Source organism: Lysobacterales bacterium (assembly GCA_016721845.1).
In the GTDB taxonomy this organism is placed as follows: domain Bacteria; phylum Pseudomonadota; class Gammaproteobacteria; order Xanthomonadales; family Ahniellaceae; genus JADKHK01.
In genome coordinates this window covers 1,123,666-1,136,507 of the sequence record JADKHK010000013.1, presented here as the reverse complement: position 1 = coordinate 1,136,507, position 12,842 = coordinate 1,123,666, and the positions used below count along the sequence as shown (strand labels likewise).

The window sequence follows — 12,842 nt, the reverse complement described above, 5'->3', positions numbered from 1 at the left end:
GCCGCGGACGATATAATCCGCGGCCTTTTTCATGGGATTCGCCATGCTCGACCCCGTCCTGTTCCGCAACAAACTGGCCGACACCGCGGCCTTGCTGCTTGCCAAACGCGGCTTCGTCATCGACGTTGCCGCCTTCGAAGCGGTCGAGGCCGAACGCAAGCGCATCCAGACCCGCACGCAGGAACTGCAGAACCTGCGCAACACGCGTTCGAAAGCGATCGGTATCGCCAAGGGCAAGGGCGAGGACACCGCGGCGCTGATGGCCGAAGTCGCGAATATCGGCGACGAGCTGAAGGCGAGCGAGCTGCGCCAGGCCGAACTGCTGGCGGAAATCGAGACGCTGGCGCTGAACGTGCCGAACATCCCGCACGAGTCGGTGCCGACCGCCGCGGACGAGCACGGCAATGCCGAGCAGCACCGCTGGGGCACGCCGCGCCAGTTCGCATTCACGCCGAAGGATCATGTCGATCTCGGCGCGCGCAAGGGCTGGCTCGATGCCGAGACCGCGGCGAAATTGTCCGGCGCGCGTTTCACCGTGCTGCGCGGCGAACTTGCGCGCCTGCATCGCGCGCTGGCGCAGTTCATGCTCGACCTGCATACGCAGGAACACGGCTATCTCGAAACCAATGTGCCGCTGATGGTCAACGCCGCCAGCATGCGCGGCACCGGCCAGTTGCCCAAGTTCGAGGAAGACCTGTTCGCGACCGCGGGCGAAGATCGCCGCTACCTTATTCCGACCTCGGAAGTGCCGTTGACCAACATCGTGCGCGACGAGATCGTCGCCGCGGAAACGCTGCCGCTGCGCATGACCGCGCATTCGATGTGCTTCCGCGCCGAGGCCGGTTCCGCCGGTCGCGACACCCGCGGCATGATCCGCCAGCACCAGTTCGAAAAGGTCGAACTGGTCAGCGTCACCACGCCGGCGCAAAGCTACGACGAACACGAACGGATGACGCGCTGCGCGGAAGTGGTGCTGGAAAAACTCGGGCTGCCGTATCGCCGCATGCTGCTGTGCACCGGCGACATGGGTTTCGGCGCCACCAAGACCTATGACCTTGAAGTCTGGCTGCCCTCGGAAAACAAGTACCGTGAAATCAGTTCCTGCTCGAATTGCGAAAGCTTCCAGGCGCGCCGCATGCAGGCGCGCTGGCGCAACCCCGAGACCGGCAAGCCCGAACTTGTGCACACGCTCAACGGCTCCGGCGTCGCCGTCGGCCGCGCGATGATCGCCGTCATCGAGAACTACCAGAACGAGGATGGTTCGATCGCGATTCCGGACGTGCTGCGCCCGTACATGGGCGGCGTGGACGTCATCGCCTGATCGTTACCGCAACACGATCAGCTAAACTTCCTCGCATCCGCCCCTCGCCGCGCGTCAGCGGTAAGCGGGCAGGGTGCGGGACAATCGATACGGATGGATGGCCGAGCGGTTTAAGGCACCGGTCTTGAAAACCGGCGTGGCAGCGATGTCACCGTGGGTTCGAATCCCACTCCATCCGCCAGATGTTTGCGTATCGCATTGTTAATGAACGGGAAAAGATGACGAGGGCGATGTTCGGCGTATTGTATGCTCCGATGCCGAGTGTTCGAGTTCATCACGACCCGCCATGACATCGACCGTAGCCGTGCCGCCGAATGTCATCCGCATCCAGCGTGAACTGCGCCGGGCGCGCAATTACCTGGATCAGGGAAATTCGCTGGCGGCCAGCGTTGTGGCCGAAACGCTGACTCGGCAATTTCCGCAGTTCGGACTCGGGTGGTTCTACCGTTCGCTGGCCGAAGCGGCAGAAGCGCGGCTGCTGGACGCCGTGGCCAGTGCCACACGCGCGGCGGCACTTGAGCCGGATCGACCGGAAGTCTTCGCGCACCTGGCGCGCTGCCACATGTTGCGCGGCGATGCGCATCTCGCCCTGCTCGCGGTGCGAAAAGCGGCGAGCCTGCCGATGGATGACGTGCCGCTGATCGATCGCGTCGCAACGGTGCTGACCCAGTTCGGCGACGCGGCTGCGGCATTGCCGTTGTTCGCGCAGGCGATCGCGATCGATGCCGCCAACCCGACCCTCCATTTCAACCACGGTACGGCGCTGCGGGTGCTGGGCCAAGTGGATGAAGCACGAGTCCAATTCGAGCGCGCGATCGAACTCGCTCCCGATTTCGCCAAGGCGCATTGGGCAATGGCCGACTTGGCGCAGACGCCGTCGGACGCTGGCCGGATCGCGCGTCTGGAAGCGGCGCGCGTGCTGCTCGTCCCCGACAGCGAGCCGATGGCAATACTCGACAACGCCTTGTTCAAGGAACTCGATCGCGCCGGACAGTACCTGGCCGCCGCACAGGCGTTGGCAAACGCGAACAGCACCATGCGCGGGATCGTGCGTTTCGATTCTTCCCGGGAGGGCGAACTCTTCGCTCTTCTGGACAAGCACGCGGATACGCTGTTGAGTTCGATTGCGCCGGATGTCGCGGCGACGCGCGCCGAAGCACCGGTGCCGATCTTCGTGCTCGGCATGCCGCGTTCCGGCGCCAGTCTGGTCGAGCGCTTGCTCGGCAATCATCCGGACGTGCGCCTGGGCGGCGAGTTGCAGGACTTCAATGTCAGCGTCAAGCGCGAACTCGGCATCGAAGCCGCCGCGTTCATGGACCTGCGGATTGCGGCGCGTCTCGGCGAAGTCGACTGGCAGCGTGTCGGAAACGCCTATCGCGAGCGTCTGCGCGAACGATTCGGCAGCGGCGGGTTCGTTACCGACCAGTTGCCCGGCAACACCTTCTACGTGCATGCGATCGCTGCGGCCTTGCCGGAGGCGCGCATCGTGCATGTGGTGCGCGATCCGCTCGATACCTGCTTCGGCATCTGGAGCGAGTTGTTCGGTGCGATCTACCCGTATGCCTATGATCAGCAGGCGATCGCTGCACATTGCATCCGCTATGCCGGCTGGATGCGCCGCTGCGAGTCGGCCTTGCCGAAGCGCGTGTTTCCGCTCCGATACGAGCAATTGGTCAGCGTCCCGGGACTGGTCACGCGCGCGTTGTACCGATTCTGCGGACTCGACTGGGTCAACGGCGCGGAAGATCCGTACGGCAACGACAAGGCGGTCGCGACCCCCAATATCGTGCAGGGGCTAGAGCGCATTCACGGCCGCGGCGTCGGCGCCTGGCAGCCCTACGCCGCACATGTCGCGCCGATGCGCGAGCGACTGATCGAAGCCGGACTGATCTCGCGCGACTGATCCCGGGCGGGGTCAGAAGCTGATGAAGAGTCCGCCATTGACCGGCAGGTTCACGCCCGTCAGGAAACCGGCGTCCTCGGCCGCGAGGAAATCGACCGCGCGGGCGATGTCGCTGGGTTCCCCAATGCGGCCCACGGGAATCTGGCTGATGATCTGTTCGCGGATGTTGTCCGGGATCGACATCACCATCGCAGTGCGGCAATAGCCCGGCGACACCGAATTCACGGTGACACCCTTGCGCGCGACCTCGCGGGCCAGCGCCATCGTGAAACCATGCAGTCCGGCTTTCGATGCCGAGTAATTGGTCTGCCCGAACTGGCCGGTCTGGCCGTTCACCGACGAGATGTTGACGATGCGCCCGAAACCGCGTTCGCACATGCCTTCGACGACAGCGCGGCTCATGTGGAACACGCCGTCCAGGTTCACCCGCATCAGGTCCTGCCACTGTGCCGTCGTCATCTTGCGCAGCGTGGTGTCGCGGGTGATGCCGGCGGCATTCACGAGTACGTCGACGCGGCCGTGCTTCGCAACCACGCGGGCGACCAGATCGTTGCAGGAGGCTTCGTCCGCGACATTCAAGGCTTCGAACTGTACCCGGTCGCCGAGGTCGGCCATCTCGGCGCGGAATTCGGCGATGCGATCTTCGCGTGCACCGAGATCGGCGGCGATGACCGTGCGGCCGGATTCGGCCAGTTTGCGGCAGATCGCCGAACCGAGACCGCCGATACCACCCGTGACAATGGCGACGCGCTGCGACATGAGTTGAGCCCCTGAAATGATTCGAGAAACCGGAATTTATTGCTGCGCCGCAGAAAAATCCATACGACGAACGGCCAGTGGCTGTGCCGGATTGAAAATCAGCGCTTTTTGTCGCCTGGTTTCGGTGCTGCCTTGGCTGCCGCCGCGTCACCGATGAATTTCGACTGCATCTGCTTCCACAGTTCGAGGTTGCGCTCGGTCATGTCGTTCAGGACCGACCACGGCGTCTGCCCGAGGATGTTGTTCATCTGGCTGCGGAACTGGCCCTGCTGATCGAGAAAGACCTGCATGCTGCGTTCGAGGTAGCTGCCCATGAAGCCCTGCATCGAGTCGCCGTAGAAACGGATGAACTGCGACAGCAGCTTGGTACTGAACAGCGGCTGGCCCTTGTCTTCGTGCTCGCTGATGATCTGCAGCAAGACGGTGCGGGTCAGGTCGTCGCCGGTCTTGGCATCGCGGACTTCGAAGTCCTCGCCATCGACGACGAGCTGACGCACTTCGTCGACGGTGATGTAGCTCGAGATCTCGGTGTCGTACAACCGGCGATTCGGATACTTCTTGATGATGCGCGGGCTTTTGGTCATGGTCCGAAACTAGCAGAAGCCTTGTGCGGCGCACCAGATGCAGATCAAGAATCCGGTACGCGGCACAAAGATTCAGATCGGGTCACCAACCCATGTAGTGGCCGCCGTTGATCGACAGGTTGGCACCCGTGATCCAGGCCGCTTCCTCGTTGATCAGGAAGGACACGGCGTAGGCGATTTCCTCGGGCTTGCCGAGACGTCCGGTCGGAATCTGCGCGACGATCTTGGCGCGCACTTCCTCGGGCACGGCCATGACCATGTCGGTCGCGACATAGCCGGGCGAAACCGTATTCACGGTGATGCCGAACTTCGCGCTTTCCTGTGCCAGCGAGATGGTGAAACCGTGCATGCCGGCCTTGGCGGCCGCATAGTTGGCCTGGCCATACTGGCCCTTTTGGCCGTTGATCGAGGAGATCTGCACGATGCGGCCCCACTGGCGCGTGCGCATGCCTTCGATCACCGCTCGCGTCACGTTGTAGCAGGAGTTCAGGTTGGAATTGATCACCTCGTGCCACTGCAACGCGCTCATGCGATGGAAGGTCGTATCGCGCGTGATGCCGGCGTTGTTGACGAGGATATCGATGGCACCCAGTTGTGCCTCGATCGCCTTGACCATGTCCGCCGCCGCGGTCGCATCGGACACGTCGCCGGGCGCGATCGCGAAGTCGTAGCCGAGGCGCTTCTGTTCATCCTGCCAGGCACGGGCGCGGGTTTCGTCGCGATAGTTCGTGGCGACGCGATGGCCGAGTTTGGACAGGCGCTGGCAGATCGCCGTTCCGATGCCGCCGGTGCCGCCGGTGACGAGTGCAATACGTTGCGTCATGTGCTTCTCCATTGTCCGCCGCTGCGGTAACGCGAGGATTCTAGTCGCTGCGTCCGGCGATGCGGGAGGGTATGGACGCAGGTATTTTCGCGACATCGAACGATGTTGCAGCGCACCTCAACAGTGCAGCGACGCTATGGCAATCGGGATGTTCGGGCTGGCCAAGGAAGCGCAGTGCCGCACGTAGTGCCGGCAACGGATCGGTGGCGTCGACCGGCATGCTGGCGTGCGACTTGCCCAGCTTGTGGCCATGTTCATCCAGCACCAGCGGCAGGTGAAGGTAGGCCGGTGTCGGCAAGTCCAGCGCACGCTGCAACCAGATCTGGCGTGGCGTCGAGTCCAGCAGGTCGGCGCCGCGAACGACCTCGCTGATCGCCTGCGCGGCATCGTCGACCACGACGGCAAGCTGGTAGGCATACAGGCCGTCGATGCGCTTCAGCACGAAGTCGCCGACGTCTTGTCGCAGCGACTGGGCATAGCGCCCGACCACGGCGTCGTCGAATGCGACGTCGAGGTCCGGGACGCGGGCGCGCCACGCACACGGCACGCCGGACGCCGGTCGCGCACAGGGCGCACGATGCAATCCACCCGACGCTTCCAGCTGCTTGCGACTGCAGCAGCAGGGAAACGCGAGCCCGCGCTTGATCAATTGGTCCAAGGCTGCTGCGTAGTGAACATGGCGCCGGCTTTGGGCGACGACCGCCTCGTCCGGCGCCATGCCGAAGGCTTGCAGCGTCGCGAGGATGCGCTCGGCTGCTCCGGCCACTTCGCGCGGCGGGTCGAGGTCCTCGATCCTGACCAACCAGACGCCGCCTTTGGCGCGGGCGCGCAGCCAGCTCCCCACTGCCGCCACCAGGGACCCGAAGTGCAGGTCGCCAGTGGGCGAGGGGGCGAAGCGTCCGCGGTAGTCGCTCATCTGTTCACGTCTCCATCACGACGATTGCCAGGCGCAGGTGCAGGAAGCGCTTGAATCCTTCCGCGGAAGCCGCAGTATGTGCGGCAATGCCGATGTCGGCAGTCAGCCACGGAAACCTCGCATGTTACGCATCGCACTCTTCGTCGGCACCAATCTCGCCATCATGGTGCTGTTGGGCCTGCTCGGCTCGGTCTTCGGGCTCAATCGCAACGGCAGTCTGACCGGGTTGCTGGCGATGTCCGCGGTGATCGGCATGACCGGCTCGTTCATTTCGCTGTTCGTGTCGAAGTGGATGGCCAAGCGCAGCACGGGCGCGCAGGTCATCACCGAGCCGCGCAGCGAAGCCGAAGCCTGGTTGTTGTCCACGGTTCGCCGCCAGGCCGAACAGGCCGGCATCGGCATGCCGGAGGTGGCGATCTACGAGGCGCCGGAAATGAATGCGTTCGCGACCGGCTGGAATCGCAATGACGCGCTGGTCGCGGTCAGCACCGGACTGCTTCGGCAAATGCAGCGGCGCGAAGTCGAAGCGGTCCTCGCGCATGAGGTATCGCATGTCGCGAATGGCGACATGGTGACCCTGGCCCTGATTCAGGGCGTACTGAACACGTTCGTGGTCTTCATCAGCAACATCGTCGCATCGATCGTCAGCTCGGCCTTGCGCCGCGGCGACGACGACGGTCCGGGCGTGGTCGATTCGATCGTGCATACCGTGGTCTACATGGCGCTGCAGATCGCACTTGGCCTGGTCGCATCGATCATCGTCATGTGGTTCTCGCGTCGCCGCGAATTCCGTGCCGATGCCGGTGGCGCCAGCCTGGCCGGGCGCGACAGCATGGTCTCGGCCTTGCGTCGACTGGCCGGCGATCCGAACGACCATGTGCTGCCGGACGAAGTGAAAGCCTTCGGCATTTCCGGCGGCAAGGCCGGCGGTCTGCGTGCGCTGTTCCTGACGCATCCGCCGATCGCCGATCGCATTGCCGCGCTGGAGCAGATGCCGCGCACGAACGTGGTCGGATAGGTCCTGATCTCGCGGTCATCGCGCCGCGACGCCGGGTTCTCGCGCGCCGTTGCGCGAGGACCCGCGGCTTGAGGCGCGCATTGGCCGATGTGGTCGCAGCATCCAGAACAGCAGGCCTCCGGCCACCAGGTCATACGACATGCAGAACGCTGGCCAGAACGCAGGCAAGCCCGGATTGTCGATCAGGTGGCCATGCACGAGATCGAACAGCCCGTGTCCGACGAGTCCGGCGGCGACGATGCGCAGGTCGCGCTTGAAGCCCACGACGACGACGGCAAGAAAGATGCAGGTGACGGCGAGTTCCGCGGCGAGCACCGACATCGAACCGCCGATGACCGCATAGAGGTCGTAGTACGAGGCGACGACGACGAGCACGGTGGGATAGAACGCGCGGTCGCGATCGAGGCCGACGCAGCGCGCGAATGCCGCGACGAGGATCGCGAGGATGATGCCGACGAGATAGGCCATGACGGACTCCACGATGGTCTGACGCTGGATCGGTGACCGGGGCGCTGCCCCGCTCGCAGGGGCAGCGGCCTCGGGGGTTCAGCGCGTGCCGCAGTCGCAACCCTTGCCTTGCTGGCAGCCGCAACCGCAGGTCGACGGCTGCGGATTCGGGGTCTGGCAACCGCAGGTGCAGGCGGCGCCGACGCAGGGGTTGCAGTTGCAGGTCTGGATATCGGTGTTCATCGCGTTTCCTTGGTCGGTGGGTGCTGGCCGAAGTGGCCAGTGGCGAGAAGTTTGGGCACTCTTGGCGCCTGGGTCTTGAATATTCGGGCTGACCTCGGGAACTCCCGCGATGACTGAAGTCGCCAACGCCACGTCGAAGCGATCGCTCGCCGGCATCGGACGCGTGCTGGTCTGGCCGGGCGGCAGCGTGTGGGTTGGGCGCCACGTCGGACGAGTCCCGCCGCACGCGCACCACGCCATCCAGATTTCCCTGTCCCTCGCGGGGCCATTCCGTGTGCGCGCGACATCGTGGCCCGAATCGCGGATGGCGCTGGGCATGGTCGTGATGGCTGACCAGCCGCATGAGCTCGATGGCTGCGACGGGACGCTCGCGACCCTGTTCGTCGAGCCGAATTCGAGGCCCGGCGCCGCATTGCGCGAACGCTTCGGTGGACGCGACGTCAGCCTGCTTTCCGAATCCGAATCCGGCGCGAGTGCTTCCGGTCTGCGCGACGAATTCCTGTCTGACGCATCCGATGAGCGCCTCGCTCAGTTCGCGCGCGCCGCAATCTGCCGCATCGCTGGCGACTCACGTACCGCACCGAGCTCCGATCCGCGCATCACCGCCGCAATCCGCTGGATGCATCAACATCTCGCGACCACGCTGCGGCTCGACGACGTCGCAACCCGCGTGCACCTTTCTCCCGGCCGATTCCGACACCTCTTCGTCGCCCAGACTGGCACGTCCTTCCGTGCCTGGTTGCTGTGGGCCCGTGCCGAACACGCCATCGCCGCCGCACACCGCGGCCTGTCCTGGACCAAAGCCGCCCAGGACGCAGGTTTCGCCGATGCGGCGCACTTCACGCGGACGTGCCGACGGGTCTTCGGGATTGCGCCGACGATGTTGGGGTTCGAGCGGCAGGGCTGTCGATGAATGACGGCGGGACCGGGTTCGTGGCGTCGGCGACGTCAGCGAGTCACCGATCGCGCCTGCGGAATCACCCGAAGTCGTAGGACATCACCTTCTCGGGCTCCTGGAGGAAATTGCCCTGCACGAAGTTGACGCCACAGGAGAACAGGATCGACATCGACGCCGCGTCTTCGACGAATTCGGCCACGGTCATCTTGTCCATGCCGCGCGCCTGGTCGGCGATTTCCTTGACCTTGGCCTGGTTGTCCTTGTTCTTCGGCAATTCGGCCATGTAGGTGCGATCGATCTTCAGGTATTTCGCATCGACGTGCTTGAGCAGCTGCATCGAATTCAGGCCTGATCCGAACTGCTCGATCGCGAAATGCGCGTGGAACTGCTCCAGCCCCTTCTGGAACGTGCGCGCCGCCTTCAGGTTGGTGACGACCTTGCTCTCCGGTGCCTCGAACACCAGCGCGTCGCCGCGCAGGCGGGCCGCCTGAAGCTGCGTCGCGATCCACGGCAGGATGGCCGGGTCTTCCATCGTGTGCGGCGTGGTCTTGATGAAGAAGGTGCATTTGCGGCCTTCGCGCTCGCGTTCGGCGACTGTGCGAATGGCCTTGGCGATCACCCAGCGATCGATCGCCGGCATCAGGCCGTGCTTCTCGGCGATCGGCAGGAAATGCCCGGGCGAGATCTCGCCTTTCGGGCTGTTCAGGCGCAACAGGATCTCGTAGAACTCGCCTTCCTCGCCCATCAGGCTGATGATCGGCTGGAAATACAGCGTGAAGCCATCGTGCGCGAGCGCATCCTTGACCAGGTTCAGCCAGGCGCGCTGTTTCTCGGCGTCGGCCTTGTCCTGCGCTGCCGGATCGAACACGGTGTAGCGATTGCCACCTTCGCCCTGTGCCGACTTCAGTGCGCCGGTCGCCTCGGACAGCATGCTCTGGGTATTCGCGATCTTTTCGCCGATGAACACGACGCCGTTGCTGATCGTCAGGTTCACCGACTTGCCGTTCAACTCGAATACGTGCTCTTCGAAGGCCTTGCGCAAGCTGTCGGCGACCAGTTCGGCCTTCTCGTGCGACAGCCTTGGGAGGATCGCACCGAAATTGAATTCGCCGATGCGGGCCGGGATGTCGTGGGCGCGCAACTGCGACTTCAGCATCTTGGCCATGTCGGCGAGCAGCAGGTCGGCATTGCCGATGCCCACCGTGTCGAGGACCTTGCGGAAGTTGTCCGGCTCGATGAAGAACAGGGTGAGATCCGATTTTCCGGCCGCAGCCTCGGCCGCGACCTTGTCGAGTTCCGCCAGGAAGCTGACACGGTTGTACAGCCCGGTGACCAGGTCCTGGGAGCGCAGGCGATCGAGCTCGGCGGCCTGTTCCGCATTGATTTCCTGGCTGCGGAACGTGATCTGGGTGCAGGGTTCGCCTTCGAACGTCGCCTCGTCGAATTGCATGATCGCATCGAACACCGCGCCATCGTTGCGGCTGGCCTTGATTTCCAGACGCTCCGGCGGCTTGTCGCCCTTGGACATCTTGCGCAACAGGATCTTGAAGCCGTCGGCGGCGTCGCCGGCGATCATGTCGAGAATCGGCGTGCCTTCGATTTCCTCGAAGTCCTCGTAGCCGAACATTTCGAGGTAGGCCTTGTTGGCGCGCACGTGCATGCCTTCATGGACGAAGGCGATCGGTTCGCGCGACGAATCGAGCAGGGCGTCGCAGCGCTTCTCGACCTCGCGCAGGCTGGTCTCGAGGCGACGCACGGCGCGCCGCGTGGTCACGTCGGCGACCTCGCGCTTGACGATCATCTGCAGGTGATCAGCTCGCGACTGCAGCGCACACGCACGCGCGCCCGCCAGGGTGGCGTCGATGACGGTCTTCTCGGTCACTTCCGCGATCAGCGCGACGACCGGGATGTCCTTGCTGGACTTGCGCACGGCGGCGACGGTCTCGATCAGCGTCGGTGACTTGTTCGCGGCGTCGACCAGAATGATGTCCGGCGTGTGTTCCTCGATCTGTGCGGCCAGCTGTTCGGCCGTTTCGGCACGTACCGGGCGCACGGGAATACCGCCGTTGCGCAGCGCGCTGATCAGCTGCTCGGCGGTTTCCATCGAGTCTTCGACCATCAGCAGCCGAACGACCTGATCCTTTGGCGCCATGACATCCCCGGTTCACTCTGGACTGTCTTTTTACCGTATTCGCGCCGCCCGAGGCCAGCGTTTTGCCGATGAACGGGCTTGACGGGATTCATCCCACGGGCGTTTTGGACGGTTCCCCGGCGATCTCGCGGACCAGTCTCGGCAGCAGATAGCCCGGCAGCCGCGCTCTCAGCCGCGCCTGCAGGTCCAGTGCCCGCGCTTCCTCGACCTCGAAATGTGCGGCGCCCTGCACGCGATCGAGCAGGTGCAGGTAATAGGGCAGCACGCCTGCGGCGTACAGGGATTCGCTCAGGTCGGCCAGGGTCTCGACCTCATCGTTCACGCCGGCCAGCAGCACGCTCTGGTTCAGCAGGGTCGTGCCGGCCGCGCGCAGGCGGGCGAACGCGGTCGCGACCGCGGGATCGATCTCGCGAGCATGGTTGGCGTGTACGACCACCGCCACGGGCCAGGGCAGCTCACCCAGCCAGCGGCAGAGTTCGGGATCGACCCGTTCCGGCAGGACAATCGGCAGACGGGTATGGATGCGCAACCGTTTCAGGTGCGGAATGGCGCGAAGCTGGTCGGTCAGTTCACCCAGTTTGGCAGTCGACAGCGACCAGGGATCGCCGCCGCTGAGCAGGACCTCGTCGATCGACTCATCCGCGGCGATGGCGGCCACCGCATCGCGCCACTGGCCACGTGCGGCCAGTTCCTCGCCGTAGGGGAAATGCCGGCGGAAGCAGTAGCGGCAGTGGATGGCGCAACTGCCGGTGGTGATCAGCAGGGCGCGTCCCCGGTACTTGTGCAGCAGGCCAGGCGCTTCCCGTGACGCCAGATCGCCGACCGCATCCAGGCTGAAGCCCGGCACGATACGGTCTTCGTCGTCCAAGGGCAGCACTTGGCGCAACAGCGGGTCGTTCGGGTCGCCATGGCGCATTCGCGCGACATAGCCACGCGGGACACGCAGCGGAAAGGCTTGTCCAGCCGCCGCCAGCTGTGGCGCCAGGTGTTCGAGTCCGAGCATGGCCAGCAGTTCGGACGGGTCGGTCACCGCCTCGCGCCAAAGCTGCTGCCAGCCCTTGGGCTGCAAGGAAAGCGGGGTTATCGGTATCATGCGCGCCCTGTCGCCGGACGCAGCGCGTCCGGACCTTCGGAATTTCTCGGGATTTCTCATTCTAGCCGCATTCCCGATGCGGCTCTTCGCAGTGGAGCTTTGCATGGCCAGCTACGGCATGAACGACGTCAAGAACGGCATGAAGATCATCGTGGACAGTTATCCGTGCGTGATCACCGCCACCGAGTACGTGAAGCCGGGCAAGGGCCAGGCCTTCACCCGCGTGAAGTACCGCAACATCAAGTCGGGCCGTGTCGTTGAAATGACGATGAAGGCGACCGATTCGCTGGAGGGCGCGGACGTGATCGATACGGACATGGAATACCTGTACGGCGATGGCGAGTTCTGGCACTTCATGGACCCGACCAGCCACGAACAGGTCAGCGCTGACGCATCGGCCATGACCGAGGCCGTGAAGTGGCTGAAGGGCAACGAGATGTGCATGGTCACGCTGTGGAACGGCGCACCGCTGGTCGTCACCCCGCCGACCTATGTCGAATTGCAGATCGTCGAGACCGACCCGGGCGTGCGCGGCGACACCTCGGGTGGCGGCGGCAAGCCCGCCAAGCTCGAAACCGGCGCGGTCGTGCGCGTGCCGCTGTTCGTGCAGAACGGCGAAGTGCTGAAGTGCGACACCCGCACCGGCGAATACGTCTCGCGCGTCAAGTAAGTCGTCCTCCGGAGC

The 12,842-nt window shown here is 64.5% G+C and carries 13 protein-coding genes and 1 tRNA gene; 6 read left to right on the top strand and 8 right to left on the bottom strand.

Annotation, left to right across the window (positions count from 1 at the left end; genetic code table 11):
• Positions 1 to 43: 43 nt before the first annotated feature.
• From serS to IPP28_12505, 3 genes are all read left to right on the top strand, one after another.
• On the top strand, positions 44 to 1,321 hold the full coding sequence (gene serS / locus IPP28_12515) for a serine--tRNA ligase (GenBank protein MBL0041836.1): 1,278 nt from the start codon (positions 44 to 46) through the stop codon (positions 1,319 to 1,321).
• 91 nt (positions 1,322 to 1,412) lie between these two features.
• Positions 1,413 to 1,502 (top strand) — tRNA-Ser (locus tag IPP28_12510).
• A gap of 105 nt (positions 1,503 to 1,607) precedes the next feature.
• Positions 1,608 to 3,224: a sulfotransferase gene (locus tag IPP28_12505; GenBank protein MBL0041835.1), complete on the top strand. Its 1,617-nt coding sequence runs from the start codon at positions 1,608 to 1,610 to the stop codon at positions 3,222 to 3,224.
• A gap of 12 nt (positions 3,225 to 3,236) precedes the next feature.
• Here IPP28_12505 and phbB (IPP28_12500) read toward each other — a convergent pair whose 3' ends face one another.
• From phbB (IPP28_12500) to gluQRS, 4 genes are all read right to left on the bottom strand, one after another.
• Positions 3,237 to 3,983 carry an acetoacetyl-CoA reductase gene (gene phbB, locus IPP28_12500; GenBank protein MBL0041834.1) on the bottom strand — a complete coding sequence of 249 codons (747 nt, stop codon included), beginning with the start codon at positions 3,981 to 3,983 and terminating at the stop codon, positions 3,237 to 3,239.
• Positions 3,984 to 4,081: 98 nt separating this feature from the next.
• Positions 4,082 to 4,567 carry a polyhydroxyalkanoate synthesis repressor PhaR gene (gene phaR, locus IPP28_12495; protein ID MBL0041833.1) on the bottom strand — a complete coding sequence of 162 codons (486 nt, stop codon included), beginning with the start codon at positions 4,565 to 4,567 and terminating at the stop codon, positions 4,082 to 4,084.
• A gap of 82 nt (positions 4,568 to 4,649) precedes the next feature.
• Positions 4,650 to 5,390, bottom strand: coding sequence for an acetoacetyl-CoA reductase (phbB, locus tag IPP28_12490; GenBank protein MBL0041832.1), 741 nt, complete (start codon positions 5,388 to 5,390; stop codon positions 4,650 to 4,652).
• A gap of 40 nt (positions 5,391 to 5,430) precedes the next feature.
• Positions 5,431 to 6,306: a tRNA glutamyl-Q(34) synthetase GluQRS gene (gene gluQRS, locus IPP28_12485; protein ID MBL0041831.1), complete on the bottom strand. Its 876-nt coding sequence runs from the start codon at positions 6,304 to 6,306 to the stop codon at positions 5,431 to 5,433.
• A 121-nt stretch (positions 6,307 to 6,427) separates the two neighbouring features.
• Between gluQRS and htpX the strand changes: the two genes are divergently transcribed.
• Complete coding sequence (gene htpX / locus IPP28_12480; protein MBL0041830.1) at positions 6,428 to 7,324, top strand: protease HtpX; 897 nt, start codon at positions 6,428 to 6,430, stop codon at positions 7,322 to 7,324.
• Between the two features lie 15 nt (positions 7,325 to 7,339).
• Here htpX and IPP28_12475 read toward each other — a convergent pair whose 3' ends face one another.
• Both IPP28_12475 and IPP28_12470 read right to left on the bottom strand, forming a co-directional pair.
• A complete protein-coding gene (locus tag IPP28_12475; GenBank protein ID MBL0041829.1) occupies positions 7,340 to 7,792 on the bottom strand; it encodes a hypothetical protein in 453 nt (150 codons plus the stop codon).
• Positions 7,793 to 7,870: 78 nt separating this feature from the next.
• The gene (locus tag IPP28_12470; protein MBL0041828.1) at positions 7,871 to 8,014 is read right to left on the bottom strand and encodes a hypothetical protein; all 144 of its coding nucleotides are present in this window, start codon (positions 8,012 to 8,014) and stop codon (positions 7,871 to 7,873) included.
• A 109-nt stretch (positions 8,015 to 8,123) separates the two neighbouring features.
• Between IPP28_12470 and IPP28_12465 the strand changes: the two genes are divergently transcribed.
• Entirely contained in the window at positions 8,124 to 8,927 is an 804-nt protein-coding gene (locus tag IPP28_12465) for a helix-turn-helix transcriptional regulator (GenBank protein ID MBL0041827.1), read from the top strand.
• Positions 8,928 to 8,991: 64 nt separating this feature from the next.
• Here the strand turns inward: IPP28_12465 and IPP28_12460 are convergent, their stop codons facing one another.
• Both IPP28_12460 and epmB read right to left on the bottom strand, forming a co-directional pair.
• A complete protein-coding gene (locus IPP28_12460; protein MBL0041826.1) occupies positions 8,992 to 11,064 on the bottom strand; it encodes an EAL domain-containing protein in 2,073 nt (690 codons plus the stop codon).
• Between the two features lie 88 nt (positions 11,065 to 11,152).
• On the bottom strand, positions 11,153 to 12,157 hold the full coding sequence (epmB, locus tag IPP28_12455; protein ID MBL0041825.1) for an EF-P beta-lysylation protein EpmB: 1,005 nt from the start codon (positions 12,155 to 12,157) through the stop codon (positions 11,153 to 11,155).
• Between the two features lie 103 nt (positions 12,158 to 12,260).
• On the opposite strand from epmB, the gene efp reads away from it, so the two are divergent.
• The gene (gene efp, locus IPP28_12450) at positions 12,261 to 12,827 is read left to right on the top strand and encodes an elongation factor P (protein MBL0041824.1); all 567 of its coding nucleotides are present in this window, start codon (positions 12,261 to 12,263) and stop codon (positions 12,825 to 12,827) included.
• The last annotated feature ends 15 nt before the right edge of the window (positions 12,828 to 12,842 follow it).